Here is an 18,699-nt window from a genome sequence, read left to right as displayed (position 1 = left end):
CGTCCGCTCCGACGACCGGATGTGCGGACGCTACGGCGGGTGCGGGCGTGACGTCCGCACCATCGAGCGTGCGGACGACCGGATGTGCGGACGTTGCGCGGCGCGGGCGGGGAGGAGCCGGCGGGGTCAGTCCAGCAGGCCGGCGGCCAGGGCCGGGGCGATCACCGGGGTCAGAGGGAGGCGCGGGATCAGCGTCGCCTGCACCGCGTGGTACAGGTCGGCCTTGCCGGACCACACCGTGCGGGACACCTGGTTGTCGGTGCCGAGCTCGTGCCACCACGACCCGCCGACGCGGTCCAGGTGGTGCGCGCCGATGTACTCCCACCACTGCGTGTAGGCGTCGTCGAACCGGGCCTCGCCGGTCGCGGCGTGCAGGGCGGCAGCAGCGGCGACGCCCTCGGCGGCCACCCAGTGCATCCGTTCGCGCACGACGGGGACGCCGGACCAGTCGACCGTGTAGACGAAGCCGGGGGCGCCGTCGACGTCCCAGCCCTCGCGCACCGCGGCGTCGAACAGCGACACCGCGTCCTCGAGCATCCACGCCGGCGCGACGTCACCGCGGGCGGTGATCGCGGCGCGCGCGTGCAGCGTCAGCCGGGCCCACTCGAGCCAGTGCCCGATCGTGGCGCCGTACGGCCGGAAGGGGTGCGCCGGGGTGTCCACGTTGTACTCGAGGTCCGGCACCCAGTCGGTGTCGAAGTGCTCGGGGATGCGCCACGCGTTGCCGGCGGCCCAGCCGTGCACGACGCGCTCGACGATCCGGACCGCGCGGTCGAGCCAGACGCGCTCCCCGGTGACGTCGGCCGCCGCGAGGTAGGCCTCGACGGTGTGCATGTTCGCGTTGACGCCGCGGTACCCGTCGAGCGTGGTGAAGGTCCGGTCCCACTGCTCGACGGCCATGCCGACCACGTCGTCCCAGAACCGCTCCGTGGAGACGGCGAGCGCCTCGTCGAGGAGCGCGCGAGCGCCTGGTCGGCCCGCCGCGGTCGCGCTGGAGGCGGCGAGGATGACGAACGCGTGCGGGTACGCCGCCTTGTCGGTGTCCCGCGGGGTGCCGTCGCGCTCGACCTCGGCGAACCATCCGCCGTGCGCGTCGTCGTGGAAGGCGCCGGTCAGCGCAGCCAGACCGTGGTCGACGAGCGCGGCCGAGCCGGGCCGGCCGAGCAGGTGACCGATCGCGTAGACGTGCGTCATCCGGCACGCGATCCACAGCTCCAGCGGGCCGTCGACCGCGGCGCCTGCCTCGTCCTGGCGCGCGAAGCCTCCGGGGACGACCGAGGCGCGCCCGAAGTCGAGGAGACGGTCTGTCTCGTCCTCGAGCCACCGGGCATGAGCGGGTGTGGTGAGCCAGGCCATGGCGCACACCCTAACCAGCGGACCGGAAGGGCTGCGCCGGGCACCACAGTCGGTGAGAATGCCCGGGTGACCGACAACGCCGCCCAGGACGCCCCGACCGACGACGAGCCGCGCGTGGAGGTGCTCGCCCCTGCGGTCGACGACGACGCGCCGGAGGACATCACCTCACTGGTCGGCCAGCCCGCGAAGGTCATGCGCATCGGCACGATGATCAAGCAGCTCCTCGACGAGGTGCGCAGCGCACCCCTGGACGACGCGGCGCGCGCACGCATGGCCGAGATCCACGAGCGGTCCCTGCACGAGCTGGAGGAGGGCCTGTCTCCGGAGCTCGTCGCGGAGCTGCACCGGATCACGCTGCCGTTCGTCGAGGACCAGGCGCCCTCCGACGCGGAGCTCCGGATCGCGCAGGCGCAGCTGGTCGGCTGGCTGGAGGGGCTGTTCCACGGCATCCAGACCGCGCTGGTGGCTCAGCAGGTGGCCGCGCAGAACCAGCTGTCGGGGATGCGCCGGCAGCTGCCGCCCGGTCGGGTGCCGCCGAGCGGGGTGGGCGTCCAGGTGCCGGGTGCGGACGGGACCGACCCGTCGACGGGGCAGTACTTGTAGGCGCCCGCCGTCAGGGTCCCGGTCACGCCGGCGGTGGCGCCTCTTCCGTCGGCGGTGCGTCCTCGCGGTCGAGGCCCGTGAGCACGATGGCGCCGGAGACGAGCAGGAGCCCGACGACCTCGAGCCCGCGCGGCACCTGCTGGAGCACCACGGCGCCGACCACGGCGGCGGTCGCCGGGAGCATCGCCAGCAGCACGGCGAACGTCGCCGCCCGCACGCGCCGCAGCACGACCTGCTCGAGCCCGTACGGGACCACCGACGAGCACACGGCGATCGCGACGACGATCGCCGCCAGCCGTGCGTCGTGCAGCACCGGCGCCGCGCCACCGGCCAGGAACGGTGCGAACAGCACCGCGCCCGCGGCCATCGCGACGGACAGCCCGGTGATCCCCCCGGTCGTGGCCCGCGCCACGCGCCGGCCGAGGAGGATGTACGCCGCCCAGCAGGCCGCGGACACAGCGATCGCCACGAGGCCGATGACGGCGTCGGGGCCGGTGTCCAGGCTGACCCCCGCCAGGAGCACCACGCCGAGGGCGGCGACCGCGATGCCCACCCGGTCGCGCCAGCCGCGGCCGGTCGCGGCGGCGACGGCCACCGGTCCCAGGAACTCGAGCGAGACGGCGGTGCCGAGCGGCAGGTAGTCGATCGCGATGTAGAACGCCACGTTCATCAGGGCCAGCACCGCACCGAACACGACGGCGGTGCGCAGGTCCGGCAGGTGCCACCGGGACCGCCACGGACGCTGCCACACGACGAGCACGACCGCCGCGACCGCGATGCGCAACCACGCGACGGAGGCGGCGGCGATCGTGCCGAAGATGCCGACCGCGAGCGCCGCTCCTACGTACTGCGTCAGCCCCGAGACGACGAAGAGCAGGGGTGCGGGCACGGCCTCAGGCTAGGCGCTGCCGGAGACCGTGCTCGTGACCGAGCCGGAGGACTACCCCTTGACCGACCCCGCCATCAGGCCGCGCACGAAGTAGCGCTGGAGCCCCAGGAACACGATCAGGGGCACGACGAGGGCGATGAAGGCACCCGCGGACAGCAGCTGCCACTGCGACCCGCGCGTCCCGCTCAGCTCCGCCACGCGCACCGTCAGCGGCGCCACGTCCGTGGTCCCGCCGGCGAACGTGAGCGCCACCAGCAGGTCGTTCCACACCCACAGGAACTGGAAGATCGCGAACGACGCGATCGCGGGGGTGAGCAGCGGCATGAGCACCTGGAAGAAGATCTTCACGTGCCCGGCGCCGTCCATCCGCGCGGCCTCGACCAGCGACGGCGGGATGTCCTTCATGAAGTTGTGCAGGATGTAGATGGCCAGCGGCAGCGCGAAGATCGAGTGCGACAGCCAGATCACCCAGAACGACCCCGCGATGCCCCAGCTGACGTACTGCGACAGCAACGGGATGAGGGTGACCTGGATGGGCACCACCTGCAGCGCGAAGATCGCGACGAACAGGATGGCGCGGCCCTTGAAGTCCACCCACGCCAGCGCGTACGCCGCGAGGAGCGCCAGCGAGATCGGGATGATCACCGCGGGCAGCGTGATGACGACGGAGTTCACGAAGTAGGTGATCAGGCTGGTCGACGAGCCGAACAGCGCTTCCTGGTAGTTGTCCAGGGTCAGGCCCGGGTTCCACGGGAGCGTCCACCAGCCCGACGTGCGGATCTCCGACCGCGGCCGGAACGACGTGACCAGCAGGCCGAACGTGGGGATCGTCCAGGCGATCGCGATGAGGATCGCGACCAACGACGTCCACGGCGAGCTGAGCTTGCTCCTGGCGACGGCGGCCCGCGCGTCCACCCGGGCCAGGCGGGACGGCTTGCGGGTGGTGTCCCCCTCGTCCTCGTCGAGCAGGGAGGTCGGAGGGAGGGGAGCCGAGGCGTTCGTCATCGGATCTCCTCCGAGAGGCGCAGCTGGCGGACGTTGTACACGATGATCGGGATCACCAGGACGAACAGGATGACCGCGAGCGCGGCGCCGAGCCCGGCGTTCTGGGCGCGGAAGCTCTGCGTGTAGAACTCGTAGGCCACGACGGACGTGTTGAAGTTGCCGCCGGTCATGGTGCGGACGATGTCGAAGACCTTGAGGGTGCCCATCGCGATCGTCGTGAGGACGACGACGAGCGCGGGCCGGATGCTCGGCACCGTGATGAACCGGAACATGCCCACGCCGTGCAGGCCGTCGAGCCGGGCGGCCTCCACGATGTCGTCGGGGATCGCCTTGATGGCCGCGGACAGGACGGTCATCGCGAAGCCTGCCTGGATCCAGATCATGACCGCGATGAGGAAGAACGTGTTCCAGGGTTGGTTGAGCAGGAACTGGTACGGATCCAGGCCCAGCCACACGAGGATCTGGTTGGCCAGGCCGATCTGCTGGATGTTTCCCTGGTCGGGACGGTACTCGTAGACGAACTTCCAGATGATGCTGGCGCCGACCAGCGAGATCGCCATCGGCAGGAAGATCAGCGTCTTGGCCAGGGACTCGTACCGGGTCCGGTCCACGAGCACCGCGTAGACCAGGCCGATCAGGGTGGCGATCAGCGGGACGAGGATCACCCAGAGCATGGTGTTGCGCAGCACGGTCTGGAACTGGTCCTGCGTGAAGGCGGTGACGTAGTTGTCGAGCCCGACGTACTCGTTGCCCTTGGCGTCGAAGAGCGACGCCTTGATGGTGTTGAGCCCGGGGTAGACCAGGCCGAACACGACGAAGAGGAGGGTCGGGCCGAGGAACGCGGCCACCACCACCCAGGTCGGAGCCCTCTTGAGCTTGTCGATCCCGAAGAGGATCGCCCCCATGACCCCGACGAACAGCAGGATCGCGAAGAACATCAGCGCGAACTTGTGTCCCACGGTCTCGGCATGGATGAACCAGTCCATTCCTCACCCTTCCCTCATCCTCGAGGTGGTCTGACCTGCAGCGACGACAGCACGGCCGGGGKGGGAGCCGTCACGACGACCCCCACCCCGGACGCACCTCAGACGGTCAGGACGCCGGCCAGGCAGCCTCGATGTTGTCGAGGGTCTCCTGGTCGGACTGGTCCTCGCCGATCCACGCGGTCATCTGCTTCCAGAACGCGTCGGCGCCGACGGCACCGGGCATCTGGTCGGAGCCGTCGAACCGGAAGGTGTAGCTGTCGTCCGTCAGCAGGTCGAACGACAGCTTGTCGATCGGCGACTGCAGCAGCTCCGGGTCGAGGCCGCTGTTGGCGCTGAGCCAGCCCTGACCGGTGACCTCCGCCTTGGCGTTGGCCCACTCCGGGCTGGACAGGTACGCCTGGAACGCCTGCACCTCGGGACGGTCCGCGAAGGCCGTCACGAACTCGCCACCGCCGAGCAGCGGCTTGTCGTCAGCGCTCTCGCCGGGCAGGTAGAACGCGTAGACGTCCCCGTCCTCCGCGACCGTCAGGCTCTCGTCCCAGTTGGCCTGGTAGAAGTTCGCCGCACGGTGCAGGAAGCAGAGCTGGTCCGGGATCGCGTTGGCCGACTCGTTCCATGCGACGGTCGCGATGGACTGGACGTCGCCCAGGCCGCCGTTCACGTAGTCCGGGTTCTTGAGGATGCCGCCGACGGTCTCGAGGGCCGAGAGGACCTGCGGGTCGTTGAACGGGATCTCGTGGTTGACCCACTGGTCGTAGACGTCGGCGCCGGCGGTCCGGAGCATCACGTCCTCCAGCCAGTCGGTGGCCGGCCAGCCGGTGGCGTCACCGGACTCGATGCCCGCGCACCACGGCTTGGCGTCCGGGAAGTCGTCCTTGATCTGGTCCGTGAGGGCGATGAGGTCGTCCCACGTGGTGGGGATCTCGTAGCCGTTGTCCTCGAACGCCTGCGGGGAGTACCAGACGAACGACTTCACGTTGGCTCCGAGCGGCGTCGCGTACAGCGTGCCGTCGACCGTGCCGTAGTCGACCCAGCCCTCGGTGTAGTACTCGTTCGCGTTGTCGATGACCGCCTGCGGGGCCGGGACGACCGCGTCGGGGTAGTCCGCGACCATCGAGGCGAGGAAGCCCGGCTGCGGGACGTACGCGATGTCGGGCGGGTTGCCGGCCTGCAGCCGGACGGGCAGCTGTGCCTCGAACTCCCGCGACCCCTCGTACTCGATCTCCGCGCCTGTGCACTCCTCGAACGGGATGTAGGAGTCGGTCTGCTGGACCGACTCGGGCTCCACGATCGAGGTGTAGACGCTGATCGTCTTGCCCTCGAGATCGCCGTACTGCTCGAACGCGGTGCAGTCGACGTCCGAGGCGGCGTCGTCGCCGCCGCCGCCCTCGTCGTCCCCGCCCGAACAGGCGGTGAGCACCAAGGCAAGACTTGCTCCCGCCGCTGCCGCTGCCAGATAGCTGCGGCGCCTGCGTGTGCCGTTCATGAGACCTCCACGTCGTCATGCTTCGGATGGTGCCGGCGGCTTCCCGGCACCCCTTGCAAGCGATGCAAGTCGTTACGCAACACCGGCGCAACCGTCTAGACCGGGCAATCCGGTCACGATTGAGTCACAGCCCAGCGACACGGCGGCGACACGCTCAGAGCATCAGGCTGTGCAGGACCGCGACCGCTCCGTCGTCCCCGATCGTGCCGGTGACCTCGTCGGCCGCTGCCCGGACCGACTCCGAGGCGTGGCCCATCGCGACGCCGCGGGCCGCCCAGCGCAGCATCTGCACGTCGTTCCCGCCGTCCCCGATGGCCACGGTCGCGTGCGGCTGCACCCCGAGGTGCTGGCGGACCTCCTCCAGCGCGCTGGCCTTCGACACGCCACCGGGCGTCAGGTCGAGCCACGCGGACCAGCCGACGGCGTACTCGACCTCGTGCAGCCCGACGCGCTCGACCAGCTCGTGGAACTCCTCGGGGGTGCTGTCGGGGCTGCGGATGACGACACGGGTGGCCGGCGTCGCCGTCAGCTCCTCCCAGGACACGACCTCGAGGTCCCCGGACAGCTCGCCGTCGGGGAAGTCGGCGGACACCCGGAAGCCCAGCCCGAGGTCCTCGACCGCATACAGGGCGTCGGGCAGCTCCAGCGCGATCGTCCTCAGCGCGGGGCCGGGGTCGAACGTGACCACCCGCACGATCTCGTAGCCGTTCTCCGCCGCCGGGTCGAGGCGCGCGGTGACGGCGCCGTTCGAGCAGACGACCCAGCCCTCCGTCAGCCCGAGCTCCATCGCCACGGGCGCGGCCGAGTGCACCCCGCGGCCCGTCGCCAGCACCACGTGCAGGCCCGCGTCACGGACCGCCCGCACCGCGGACCGCACCTCGTCGGAGATCACGCCGTCGTAGGACATGAGGGTCCCGTCGACGTCGAGGGCGACGAGGCGGCAGCGGGTCATCGCACCGGCTCCAGCACCTCGAGGCCGCCCAGGTACGGCCGCAGCCCTTCCGGCACGCGGACCGACCCGTCCGCCCGCTGGTGGTTCTCCAGGAGCGCGACGATCCAGCGCGTCGTGGCCAGCGTGCCGTTCAGGGTGGCGACCGCGCGCATCGAGCCGTCCGCCGTGCGCTCGCGCACACCGAGCCGGCGGGCCTGGAACGTGGTGCAGTTCGACGTCGACGTCAGCTCGAGGTACCGCTCCTGGCTGGGCAGCCACGCCTCGCAGTCGAACTTGCGGGCGGCACTCGAGCCCAGGTCCCCCGCGGCGGTGTCGATGACGCGGTAGGGCAGCTCCGCGAGCGCCAGCATCTCCTCCTCCCAGCCCAGGATGCGGCGGTGCTCGTCGGCGGCGTCCTCGACGGTGGTCCAGCTGAACGCCTCGACCTTGTGGAACTGGTGGACGCGGATGATCCCGCGGGTGTCCTTGCCGTACGAGCCGGCCTCGCGCCGGTAGCAGGCCGACCAGCCGGCGTACCGCTTGGGACCGTTCGACAGGTCGAGGATCTCGCCCGAGTGGTAGCCCGCGAGCGCGACCTCGCTGGTGCCGACGAGGTACAGGTCGTCGGCGGGCAGGTGGTAGACCTCGTCCGCGTGCGCGCCGAGGAAGCCGGTGCCGGCCATGATCTCGGGCTTGACCAGGGTCGGCGTGATGACGGGGGTGAAGCCCGCGCTCAGGGCCTTGTCGACGGCCGCGTTCAGCAGCGCCAGCTCCAGCCGCGCACCGATGCCCGTCAGGTAGTAGAACCGCGCACCGGACACCTTCGCCCCGCGCTCGGTGTCGATGGCCGCGAGGCCTTCGCCCAGCTCGAGGTGGTCGCGCACGGGGAAGTCGAAGGCAGGACGTTCGCCCACGTGCTTGAGCACCACGTAGTCGTCCTCGCCGCCCACGGGGACGCCGTCCTCGACGATGTTCGAGATCTTCCGGCTCAGCTCCGTGGCGACCGTCTCGGCGGCCTCCGCGTCGGACTGCAGCGCCTTGACCTGCTCGGCGAGGTGCTTGCCGCGGGTGAGCAGCGCATGCTTCTCGTCGCCCTGCGCCTTGGCGACGAGCTTGCCCAGGGACTTCTGCTCGGCCCGCAGCGTCTCGAACTCGGTCAGTGCAGAGCGTCGGCGCGCGTCGGCGTCGAGCACCTGGTCGACCAGGTGAGGGTCGTCCCCGCGAGCCGTCTGGCTGGCGCGGACAAGGTCGGGATCCTCCCGCAGGAGCCGCAGATCGATCACCCGTGAACCCTACCGACCCGGGTGCGCCGCCCTGGACACACCCCCGCTCGCAGGCACGCACCCGCCGAGAGCGGCAGGTCGCGACGACCGCGTGAGCTGCCGCTGCCGACCTCGTCGGGCAGGGCGGGGTTGGGCGGGTCGGGGTGGGCCGCGGCGGGTGGGCCGTAGATTCGGCCCATGACCTGGGAGGCGTGGCTGGCCGTCGTTGCGGCCGTCGTGGCCGTCGCCGCTCTCCTGCTGGTGGGGATCCTGTGGCTGCGGCAGCGTGAGCTGCGCCGACGGATCGAGTCCCCCAGGAACGGTCCGGACGCCCGGGAGCTGCGGCTGGCGCGGGACGTCGACGAGACCGGCCAGCTCGTCGCGTTCGTCGCCAACCCCTCCAAGCAGGACGTCCCGGCGCTGCAGGTGGCCGTGCGGTCCGCCTGCCAGGAGCAAGGGCTGCCCCAGCCGCTGTGGTTCGAGACGACCATCGCGGACCCGGGGGTCGGTCAGACGCGCGCGGCCGTCGCACAGGGGGCGGACGTCGTCGTCGCGATCGGTGGGGACGGGACCGTGCGCGCGGTGGCCGAGGGGCTCGTCGGCACCGGGGTCCCGATGGGGCTCATCCCACTGGGCACCGGGAACCTGCTGGCCCGCAACCTCGACCTCCCCCTGAGCGACCCGATGGCAGCCCTGCGCACCGCCCTGGAGGGCCGGGACCGGACCATCGACGTGGGCTGGCTGCGGGTGCACCGGTGGCAGTCCGAGATCGACGACCCGGTCAGCGACGCGGTGGACGCCCTCGTCGACGAACAGGACCTCCCGAGGGACCACATCTTCCTCGTGATCGCCGGGCTCGGGTTCGACGCCGCGATGGTCGCCGGCACCGACGAGCAGCTCAAGGCGCGGGTCGGCTGGATCGCCTACTTCGTGTCCGGCATGCGGCACCTGCACGGCCGGCGCACCCGCATCCACGTCCGGCTCGACGACCAGCCGATGACGTCCACCCGGCTGCGCAGCCTGCTCATCGGCAACTGCGGCAAGCTCCCCGGCGGGATCACCCTGCTGCCGGACGCCCTGCTCGACGACGGGTGGCTCGACATCGCCGCGATCGACACCCGCGGCGGGATCGCCGGCTGGGCCCAGCTGTTCGGCGAGGTGATGCTGCAGGGTGCGGGCGTGCGCAACGACCTGCCGGCCAAGATCGGCCGCATCGACCACACCCGGGCGCAGGAGGTCCGCGTGGTGGTGCAGGGCGGCGAGCACGTGCAGGTGGACGGCGACATCGTCGGACGCGTCACCGAGCTGTCCGCGCGGGTGGACCACGCGGCGCTCGTCGTGCGGGTCGCGGTGGCCTGACTCGGACGTCGGCGAGCAACCAGGTGAACGGCCCGCGCGGTGCGGGCCCCGACCGCTACGATCCGCGGCGAACGAGGTCCGCGACGACGCGGCTCGCACCCGGAAGGACCCCCGTGACCACCACCCTGCGCGCCGCCCTGTCCGCGGTCCTGCTGGCCGGCTTCTACGTCGTCGCACTGGCGATCATCGTCGGCATGGGGGCGCTCAGCTGGTGGGCGTTCCAGTCCGACGCGGAGGCCGCCGCCGCCAAGCTCGGCTTCTTCACCGCCGCCATCGCCGTCGGCGTCGTCGTCGCGCTGTGGAAGGTCGCCCGGGCACGCCCGGCACCCGACGAGGGTCCGACGCTGACGCCCGCCGACGCACCCGCGCTCTGGGAGGCCGTCCGGGAGCTCGCCGCCGCGGCCGGCACCCGCGCCCCCGACGACATCCGCCTCCTCCCGGACGTCAACGCGGCGGTCTCGGAGGACACCCGGCTGCTCGGCCTCGTCGGCGGCACGCGTCACCTCTACCTCGGCGTCCCGCTGCTGCAGACGCTCGACGTGGGTCAGCTCCGGTCGGTCCTCGCGCACGAGCTCGGCCACTACTCGAACAGCCACACCCGCCTCGGTCCCCTGACCTACCGCGGCAAGCAGGCGATCGTCGCGACGCTCGAGCAGCTCTCCGGCAACGTCGTCGGCTGGTTCCTGCGTCTGTACGCCCGCCTGTTCTTCGTCGTCTCCGCCGCCGTCAACCGACGCCAGGAGCTCGAGGCCGACCAGCTCTCCGTGCGGATCGCCGGGCGCGCGACGGCGCAGAGCGCGCTGCGCGAGCTTCCCGTCGCGGACGCCGCCTGGTCGTTCTACCTGCACAACTACCTGGACGACGCGTGGGAGTCGGGGTACGCGCCGACCGCGCACGGCTTCTTCGGCGGCTTCGGGCAGCTGGTCACGGCCCGGACCACCGAGCTGGCGCAGATGCGTGACGACGCTCCCCCGGCCGAACAGTCACGGTGGGACAGCCATCCCTCGATCGCCGCGCGCGTCGCCGCGATGGATCGCATGCCCGACGTGTCGGTGGCCCGGGACACCCGTCCGGCGTGGGCGCTGATCCCCGACTTCGACGCCCGCGCCGCCGAGCTCGCGGCCCACGTGGTCACGGTCGACGGACGCACGCAGCTCGACTGGGAGGAGCTGACCGCGACCTCCCTGGTGCTGTCCCGCCAGCGGACCGCCGACATCGTGTACCGCTCGGCGGCCCGGGTGGCCGGGCAGCAGCGCGCGAACCTGGGCACGGTGCTGGACGTGGTCGCCGGTGGCCGCCGCGCGGAGCTGGAGAAGGACCTCGGCACGGAGGGCGACCAGCTGGCCGACCTCCTGGAGCTGCTCGTCTCGCAGGCCGCCGTCCAGGCGGGGATCGCGCGGTGGCGGCACTCGTGGAGCGGCCCCGCCGAGCTGGTGGGTCGCGACGAGCAGGTCCTCGACCTCGCCCCGGTCGCGACGGCGGCACTGCAGCCGGAGACCGTCGCGGCCGCCCGGGCGCGGCTGGCCGAGATCGGTGTCGACGTCACGTCCACCGGTCAGGTCGCGGACGCCGCCACGGCCCACGGCGGCGAGGTGCTCGGCGGGCTGGCCAGCGTGAAGGTCGATGGCACGAAGCACGACGTGCTCGTCCTCGACATCGGCGTCATCCTCGTGCCGACGCCCAAGAAGGACGAGAACGGCAAGGCCCGGATGATCTCGCTGCTGCAGTCCGGGTCCGTGGTGCAGCTCGCGTCCTACCACCGGTTCCTCGCCTACGAGCAGATCGCCACCGCGCGGATCGTGAAGCGGACGCCTCTGCAGGCCGACCTGACCCTGCACGACGGCCGGACGGTGTCCCTCAAGGAGACCTGGACGGGCGAGACGCTGGACAAGGAGAGCTCGCTACGGCTCCTCGAGCGTCTGCTCGCGTACGAGCCCGAGGATGCGCAGGCCTGAACGTCAGGTCTCTGAGCCGCTCCGGAGCGCCTGCAGCCAGGTCCGTGCACCGACGAAGTCGGAGTCCGCGGTGCCCACGTGCACGGTCGGCTGGACGGCGTCGGCCCGCGGGTAGGAGCCGAGGAACCGGACGTACGGGCAGCGGCGGTGCAGTCCCATGACGGCCTCCCCGACGCGCTCGTCGGTGATGTGGCCCTCCGCGTCGAGCGAGAACGAGTAGCGGCCGAGGGCGTCGCCGATGGGCCTTGACTCGATCCGGGACAGGTTCACGCCTCGCACGGCGAACTGCTCCAGCATCGCCAGCAGTGCGCCGGCCTCGTTGTCGGGCAGGTGGACGACGAGGGTCGTCTTGTCCGCGCCGGTGCGTGGCGGCACGGCGCCGGGGTGGCCGACGACGACGAACCGGGTCTGCGCCGAGACGTTGTCCGCGACGTCGGCGGCGAGCGGGACCAGGCCGTAGGAGTCGACGGCGGCCGGCGGCACGAGCGCCGCGTCGAAGCCGAGCTCGGTCCCTCCGGCGGCGATGAGGGCGGCCGGCGCCGTGTTGGACGTCGCCGGCACGTGGACGACCGACGGCAGATGGTGCGCCAGCCAGCGGCGGCACTGCACCCACGCGTGCGGGTGCGCGGAGATGCGTCGGACGTCCTGCAGACGAACCCCGGGCGCCGCGGCGAGCGTGAACTGCACCGGCACCAGCATCTCGCGGACGATCACCAGCGGGTCGCCGCCGGCGAGGCTGTCGAGCGTCGCGGTGACACCACCCTCGACGGTGCTCTCGATGGCGACCACCGCGAAGTCGGCGTCGCCCGAGCGGACGGCTTCGATGGCCGACGACACGTCCGCGACGGGCAGGTCGACGCAGTCGCCGACGGCCATGACCTGCCGCAGGGCCGCCTCGGTGAACGTGCCGGCCGGACCCAGGTACGCGTACCGCGGTAGTCCCTCGGACATGGCGTCCCTCCCGTGCAGATGATGTGCACGCTGCACGGATACCCCACAGCGCCGCCGGGGTCGAGGGTAGTGCGCCCGTAGGCTGGAACGGTGCTGACCCCTGCCCGCCCGCGCGCGTCCTTGCTCCGCGGCGCGGTGCTCACCCTGGTGCTGAGCCTGGCGGGGATCCTTCTGGCGACTCCTGCCCAGGCAGCCGACGAGCCCCCGGTCCTCCTGGTCGGCATGACCGGTGTCCGCTGGGACGACGTCACCACCCTGACCACCCCCGCCCTCTGGAGCCTGTCCCGCGACGGCTCCGTCGGGCTCGTCGCCGCCCGGAGCGTCGCGTCCCGGTCCTGCCCCGCGGACGGGTGGCTGGCGGTCTCCACGGGCACCCGCGCGGCGGACGTGCGGTCCCCGGACGGCACGTGCCGCGCCCTTCGCGAACCCGGCGAGAGCGGCGAGGTGCCGGGTTGGGACGACTACGTGGCCGCGGCCGACGCCGAGTCCTACGGGGCACAGCCCGGCTTCCTCGGGGACATGCTCGCCGAGGCCGCCACACCGGCGACCGGTATCGGCCCGGGTGCCGCGATCGCCCTGGCTGACGCCGCAGGCATCCCGGTCGGCACCCACGAGGCCCTCCCGTCGACCAGCTCCGACCTGACCCGGGCCGTGCGCGACGCCCTGGACGCGTCCCGGCTCGTGGTCGTCGACGCGGGGTCCCTGCGCGACCCGGGGTACGCGACGGCCCCCCGACCCAGCACCCCCCAGCCGACCGCCAGCGCGCCGGGTGACGAGCTGGAGGAGCCGGCGCTGCCCGAGCTGTCCACCCCGGACGCGATCATCGAGCCCTCCCGCGCGATCCAGGCCCAGGTCATCGACGCGCGGGTCGGCGCCGCGATCGCCGGAGCCGCGCGCTCCGGGGCCACCGTCCTCGTCGTCTCGCTCGCCGACTCCGGACGCACCGCGCTCCAGCTGGCAGCCGCGTCCGGGCTCGCCCCGAACGGCGAGGAGTACGTCGACAGCCTGCTCACCTCGGGTTCGACCCGTCAGGCCGGGCTCATCCAGACCGTCGACGTGACCCCGACCCTCCTGGACGGCATCGGGCTCGACAGCAGTGCAGCCTCGCTGAGCGGCGCGGTGATCCTCCCCGGCCCGTCCACCGCCACCGCCACGACGCGCGTCGCCCAGCTCCTCGACATCCAGCGCCACGCCACGATGGTCACCCGGGTCAGCGGCGCCTACTCGGCCCGGCTCGTGCTCATCCAGGCGGTGCTGTTCATCGCCGCCGCGATCATCCTCACCCGCAGGGGCCGCTCGGACCGTGCACCGCTGCGGCCGGCGCTGCAGGCGCTCCAGGTCTCCGCGCTCGCGCTCGCCGCCGCACCGGTCGCGTCGTTCCTCACCAACACGATCCCGTGGTGGCGCTCCGACATGCCGATCACGACGTTCTGGTGGGTCCTGCTCGGATGGATCGCACTCATCACGGCCGTGGCCATGGTGGGGCCCTGGCGACGCAACCTGCTCGGGCCGGCGGGGGTGGTCGCCGGAGTGACCGTGGCCGTCCTCGTGGTCGACGCCTGCACGGGCTCCACCCTCGTCATCGACTCCCCCATGGGCGCCCACCGGATCCTCGCCGCCCGGTTCTACGGCATGAGCAACCAGGCGTTCGCGCTCCTGACCGCCGCCGGTCTGCTGCTCGCGGTCGCGATCGCCGACCCGCTGCTGCGCCGCGGCCGACGGGGGATCGCGACCGCCGCCGTCGCCGGCCTCGGGCTGCTGCTGGTGGTCGTCGACGGTGCCCCAGGCCTCGGCAGCGACTTCGGCGGCCCGCCCGCGCTGATCCTCGCGTTCGCGATGCTGACCATCGTCGTCAGTGGCCGCACGGTCAGCTGGAAGTCGGTCGCGCTCATCGGGCTGGTCGGCGTCGTCGTGGTCGGCGGGTTCGCGGTGCTCGACTGGATGCGCCCACCGGCCGACCGCACCCACCTCGGCCGGTTCTTCGCCACCGTCCTCGACGGCGGTCTGTGGGACGTCGTCGGCCGCAAGATCGCCGTCAACCTGCGCGTGCTGACGTCGTGGCGGTACCTGGTCACCGCCATCGGTGGCATCGCCCTGACGTGGCTGGTCGTCGTCGGCGGCCGGCCGCGGCGCGGCGAGCTGATGGGTCAGGGGCCGCTCGCCGGGCTGACCCGCGCGGTCCCCCTGCTCCGGCCCGCTGTCGCCGCGATCGGGGTGGCGCTGACCGTCGGGTTCCTCATGAACGACTCCGGCATCGTGGTCCCGGCCACGGGCATCGCGCTGGCGGTCCCGTGCCTCGTGGCCGCAGCCGCGCAGTGGCGACTGGGCGTCCCGGACGGCGGGCTGGGCGAGCCGGTCAGCGGTGCGTCGGTGGGGGCTTCTGCGCGGGGGTGACCGTGCGCTTCACCGCGCCGGCGGCGCGGCGGACGCGGCGGGCGTTGACCGCCAGCTGCACGTCCCGGTACTGCGCGGCGCGGTGCATCTGGCCCTTGAGGTCGGACCCGGACGGCCGGTGCTTCAGGTCGCACGGCACCTCGACGACGCGGAAGCCGCGGCGCAGCAGGTCGATCGTCATCCCCGTCTCGACTCCCCAGCCGTGCGCCAGCGGGGTCGCCGCCTCGAACGCCTCGCGCGTCAGGCAGCGCATCCCCGACAGGGGCTGCGTCGGGGTCCAACCGGTCATCGACGTGATGGCCCGGCGGGCGGCGCCGACGACGATCCCCCGACCACCGGCGCCCGGCTGCGGCGGGATCAGCGCGATGGCGAGGTCGGCGTGCCCCTCGAACACGGGCGGCACCAGCGGGGCGGTGTTGACCGCGGTCTCGCCCAGGTCGCCGTCGATGAACAGCAGGATCCGCGGCTGACGGTCAGGGGCGTCCCGCATGGCGACGACGGCCGCACCCGTCTCCATCGCGGCGGCCTTGCCCCGGTTGTGCGAGTGCCGCACGACGACCGCCCCGGCCTCGCGCGCGACGTGCTGGGTGTTGTCCTCGGAGCCGTCGTCGACCACGAGCACCAGGTCCACGTGCGGGATGGCTCGGGCCGAGCGGACGGTCGCTGCGATGCGCCGGGACTCGTCCTTGGCGGGGATGATCACGGCGACGCGCTGGCGGGCCTTGTGGGCGGCGGCCTTGCGCTCGTCGACGGCCGCCTTGCGGGCCGCCACCGACGGGGTCGGGACCGCGTCGACCACCTCGACCGGGGGGGTCGCCGCAGCTGTCCCCACCTGGTCGTCGGCGGCCTTGCCGCCCGTGCGCGTCACGTCGGTCACCCTATCTATTCGAGCAGGTCCGGCCGGTCAGCGCAGGGTGACCTGCCGGGCGACCAGACCGGCCCGCGCGCGCCGCTCGTTGGCGTCCAGAGGCGTCGTGTCCGCGAGCGCGGCCTCGAACCGGGGAAGGAAGTCGGCGACGGGCTTCTCGATGTCCTCGGCCTCGGACCCCTTCGCCAGCTCCCACACCGGCACGACCAGGCCGGCCGAGCGGAAGTACCCGACGAACTTGGCGCCCTCGAAGCCGGACTCGCGCTTGGCGTGCAGGCGGGACAGCGCGTCGAGCACCACCTGCTCCTCGTGCGGCTGCGCCCAGCGCAGGAACTCGCGGGCACCCATCCGGCACCAGTAGGCGGCGTCGGCGGACTTCAGCTTGACCGTGTCGATGATGCCGGCGTCGGCCTCTTCGATCGCGGCCTGCAGGTCCGGGGTCCGCTCGGTGTCGGGGGCCAGCCAGTACGCGAACGAGTCCTGGACGGTCACCTCGAACGGCACGCTCAGGTCCAGCACGTCCTGCAGGCGAGGGCCCGGCTCGGGCAGGCCGATCGTCTCGACGGCCGTACCGGGCTCGACCTCGATCGCTTCGAGCAGGGCGTGCGCGAGGTCGCGGCTGACGTCGTTGGAGCTGCTCGTGGTCTGCAGGGCCAGGAGCACGAGGCCGTCGGCGCGGTGCAGCGCGGGCCAGCTGGTGGGCAGGACCGTCGTGACGAGGACGTCGCGGGAGCCGTACGTCGCAGTGGTGCGTGCGGTCGCGGTCGCGGCGGGGACGAGCTCCTTGAGCGCCACCCAGTCGGGCTCGTCGGGGAGCCCCTCGAACGGGCGCAGCACGAAGTCGGACGTGTTCTTGGCCATGCCGGAAAGGCTACCGGTCTCCGCAGTGCCGACCAGCCGGGCAGGGGGTCGCGGCAGACGGGACGTTAGGGGAGGATCGCGACATGGACCCGCGCGCCGGAACACCTGCCCAGCCGTCCGACCTCGTCGATCTCGACGCCCTGACGGGCGCGTACTACGACCGCGAACCCGACCTGGACGACCCCGCGCAGCGGGTGGCGTTCGGCACCAGCGGCCACCGCGGCTCGGCGCTGGACACGGCGTTCAACGAGGCGCACATCGTCGCCATCACGTCCGCGATCGTCGAGTACCGGCGTGACCAGGGCACCGACGGCCCCCTCTTCATCGGTCGCGACACGCACGCGCTGTCCGACCCGGCGTGGCGGTCGGCCCTCGAGGTGCTGGCGGCGGCCGGCGTCGAGGTCCACATCGACGCACGCGACTCCTGGACCCCGACCCCCGGCGTCTCGCACGCGATCCTGCGGCACAACGGCGCGGGCAGCTCGGAGGGCGTCCGCACGCAGGGGCCGGGTCTGGCCGACGGGATCGTGGTGACCCCGTCGCACAACCCCCCGCGCGACGGCGGCTTCAAATACAACCCGCCGGACGGCGGTCCTGCCGGGTCGGAGGCCACCGGGTGGATCGCCGACCGGGCCAACGAGATCCTCGCGTCCGGCTGGAAGGCCGTCCCGCGCGTGAGCATCGAGGCGGCGCTGGCCGCGGACACCACCCTCAAGCACGACTACCTGTCCTCGTACGTCGCGGACCTGGCCAACGTCATCGACGTCGAGGCGATCCGCTCGGCGGGCGTCCGGATCGGCGCAGACCCGCTGGGCGGCGCGTCCGTCGAGTACTGGGGCGAGATCGGCGAGTACTACGGGCTCGACCTGACCGTGGTGAACCCGACGGTGGACCCGCGGTGGGCGTTCATGACGCTCGACTGGGACGGAAAGATCCGCATGGACTGCTCGTCGCCCTACGCGATGGCGTCGCTGGTGAGCCGCATGGCGGGCGACCCCGCGCCGTTCGACATCGCGACGGGGAACGACGCCGACTCCGACCGGCACGGGATCGTGACCCCGGACGGGCTGATGAACCCGAACCACTACCTCGCGGTCGCCATCGCCTACCTGTACGGCGGGGCGCGCCCGGGCTGGCCGGCGGGGACGGCGATCGGCAAGACGCTGGTCTCCTCCAGCCTCATCGACCGCGTGGCCGACAGGCTCGGCCGCAAGCTGCTCGAGGTTCCTGTGGGCTTCAAGTGGTTCGTGCCCGGGCTGGTGGACGGCTCGGTCGGGTTCGGCGGCGAGGAGTCCGCGGGGGCCTCGTTCCTGCGCAAGGACGGGACGGTCTGGACCACCGACAAGGACGGCATCCTGCCGGCCCTGCTGGCCTCGGAGATCCTGGCGACCACCGGGAAGTCACCGTCGGCCCACCACCAGGACCTCGTCGCGGAGTTCGGGCAGTCCTGGTACGCCCGGGTCGACGCCGTCGCGTCTCGGGAGGAGAAGGCGACGCTGTCGAAGCTGACCCCGGACCAGGTCACCGCGACGTCGCTGGCCGGCGAGACCATCACCGCGAAGTTGACCAACGCGCCCGGCAACAACGCCGCGATCGGCGGGCTCAAGGTCACCACGCACAACGCGTGGTTCGCCGCCCGGCCGTCCGGCACCGAGGACGTCTACAAGATCTACGCCGAGTCGTTCGTGTCTGCGGAGCACCTGGCACAGGTGCAGGCGGAGGCGAAGGACGTGGTCTCGGCAGCACTGGGCGCCTAGCCCGGCCACCAGCAGGGGCCCCCCGGGGTGACCACT

15 protein-coding genes are annotated in these 18,699 nt (G+C 72.3%); 5 read left to right on the top strand and 10 right to left on the bottom strand.

What is annotated here, in order from left to right; all coding sequences use genetic code 11:
• Window positions 1-126: 126 nt before the first annotated feature.
• Window positions 127-1,356, bottom strand: coding sequence for an AGE family epimerase/isomerase (locus tag ASG23_RS01300; protein ID WP_056018988.1), 1,230 nt, complete (start codon window positions 1,354-1,356; stop codon window positions 127-129).
• Between the two features lie 66 nt (window positions 1,357-1,422).
• Here ASG23_RS01300 and ASG23_RS01295 point away from each other — a divergent pair, with 66 nt between their 5' ends.
• Window positions 1,423-1,959 carry a bacterial proteasome activator family protein gene (locus tag ASG23_RS01295; protein ID WP_056018985.1) on the top strand — a complete coding sequence of 179 codons (537 nt, stop codon included), beginning with the start codon at window positions 1,423-1,425 and terminating at the stop codon, window positions 1,957-1,959.
• A 22-nt stretch (window positions 1,960-1,981) separates the two neighbouring features.
• Here ASG23_RS01295 and ASG23_RS01290 read toward each other — a convergent pair whose 3' ends face one another.
• The 6 genes from ASG23_RS01290 to serS all read right to left on the bottom strand — a co-directional run bounded on the left by ASG23_RS01290 (window position 1,982) and on the right by serS (window position 8,539).
• A complete protein-coding gene (locus ASG23_RS01290) occupies window positions 1,982-2,848 on the bottom strand; it encodes an EamA family transporter (RefSeq protein ID WP_056018982.1) in 867 nt (288 codons plus the stop codon).
• A 51-nt stretch (window positions 2,849-2,899) separates the two neighbouring features.
• Entirely contained in the window at window positions 2,900-3,853 is a 954-nt protein-coding gene (locus tag ASG23_RS01285; RefSeq protein ID WP_056018979.1) for a carbohydrate ABC transporter permease, read from the bottom strand.
• A complete protein-coding gene (locus tag ASG23_RS01280) occupies window positions 3,850-4,839 on the bottom strand; it encodes a carbohydrate ABC transporter permease (RefSeq protein WP_056018976.1) in 990 nt (329 codons plus the stop codon). The genes ASG23_RS01285 and ASG23_RS01280 overlap by 4 nt, the downstream gene beginning before the upstream one ends.
• Before the next feature lie 106 nt (window positions 4,840-4,945).
• Window positions 4,946-6,325, bottom strand: a complete 1,380-nt coding sequence (locus ASG23_RS01275) for an ABC transporter substrate-binding protein (protein WP_056018973.1) — start codon at window positions 6,323-6,325, stop codon at window positions 4,946-4,948.
• 154 nt (window positions 6,326-6,479) lie between these two features.
• Window positions 6,480-7,277: an HAD family hydrolase gene (locus ASG23_RS01270; protein ID WP_056018970.1), complete on the bottom strand. Its 798-nt coding sequence runs from the start codon at window positions 7,275-7,277 to the stop codon at window positions 6,480-6,482.
• A complete protein-coding gene (gene serS, locus ASG23_RS01265; RefSeq protein ID WP_056018967.1) occupies window positions 7,274-8,539 on the bottom strand; it encodes a serine--tRNA ligase in 1,266 nt (421 codons plus the stop codon). Before serS ends, ASG23_RS01270 begins: the two co-directional genes overlap by 4 nt.
• Before the next feature lie 177 nt (window positions 8,540-8,716).
• On the opposite strand from serS, the gene ASG23_RS01260 reads away from it, so the two are divergent.
• Window positions 8,717-9,877 carry a diacylglycerol/lipid kinase family protein gene (locus ASG23_RS01260; protein WP_056018964.1) on the top strand — a complete coding sequence of 387 codons (1,161 nt, stop codon included), beginning with the start codon at window positions 8,717-8,719 and terminating at the stop codon, window positions 9,875-9,877.
• 113 nt (window positions 9,878-9,990) lie between these two features.
• Window positions 9,991-11,832: a M48 family metallopeptidase gene (locus tag ASG23_RS01255; protein WP_056018961.1), complete on the top strand. Its 1,842-nt coding sequence runs from the start codon at window positions 9,991-9,993 to the stop codon at window positions 11,830-11,832.
• A 3-nt stretch (window positions 11,833-11,835) separates the two neighbouring features.
• Here the strand turns inward: ASG23_RS01255 and pheA are convergent, their stop codons facing one another.
• Complete coding sequence (gene pheA / locus ASG23_RS01250; RefSeq protein ID WP_056018958.1) at window positions 11,836-12,783, bottom strand: prephenate dehydratase; 948 nt, start codon at window positions 12,781-12,783, stop codon at window positions 11,836-11,838.
• A gap of 90 nt (window positions 12,784-12,873) precedes the next feature.
• Between pheA and ASG23_RS01245 the strand changes: the two genes are divergently transcribed.
• Window positions 12,874-15,177 (top strand): hypothetical protein, encoded by a 2,304-nt coding sequence (locus ASG23_RS01245; RefSeq protein WP_235520784.1) that lies wholly within the window; start codon window positions 12,874-12,876, stop codon window positions 15,175-15,177.
• On the opposite strand, the gene ASG23_RS01240 is transcribed toward ASG23_RS01245, so the two are convergent.
• Both ASG23_RS01240 and ASG23_RS01235 read right to left on the bottom strand, forming a co-directional pair.
• On the bottom strand, window positions 15,140-16,045 hold the full coding sequence (locus ASG23_RS01240; protein WP_442856804.1) for a glycosyltransferase family 2 protein: 906 nt from the start codon (window positions 16,043-16,045) through the stop codon (window positions 15,140-15,142). The two genes, ASG23_RS01245 and ASG23_RS01240, sit on opposite strands and share 38 nt — an antisense overlap.
• A 36-nt stretch (window positions 16,046-16,081) precedes the next feature.
• Window positions 16,082-16,906, bottom strand: coding sequence for a DUF5926 family protein (locus tag ASG23_RS01235; protein WP_056018955.1), 825 nt, complete (start codon window positions 16,904-16,906; stop codon window positions 16,082-16,084).
• 83 nt (window positions 16,907-16,989) lie between these two features.
• Here ASG23_RS01235 and pgm point away from each other — a divergent pair, with 83 nt between their 5' ends.
• Window positions 16,990-18,663 carry a phosphoglucomutase (alpha-D-glucose-1,6-bisphosphate-dependent) gene (pgm, locus tag ASG23_RS01230; RefSeq protein WP_056018953.1) on the top strand — a complete coding sequence of 558 codons (1,674 nt, stop codon included), beginning with the start codon at window positions 16,990-16,992 and terminating at the stop codon, window positions 18,661-18,663.
• Window positions 18,664-18,699 lie beyond the last annotated feature (36 nt).

This window comes from Cellulomonas sp. Leaf395 (genome assembly GCF_001424125.1).
Classification (GTDB): domain Bacteria; phylum Actinomycetota; class Actinomycetes; order Actinomycetales; family Cellulomonadaceae; genus Cellulomonas.
The sequence above is the reverse complement of the archived record's forward strand: the minus strand, read 5'-3'. Positions and strand labels throughout refer to the sequence as shown.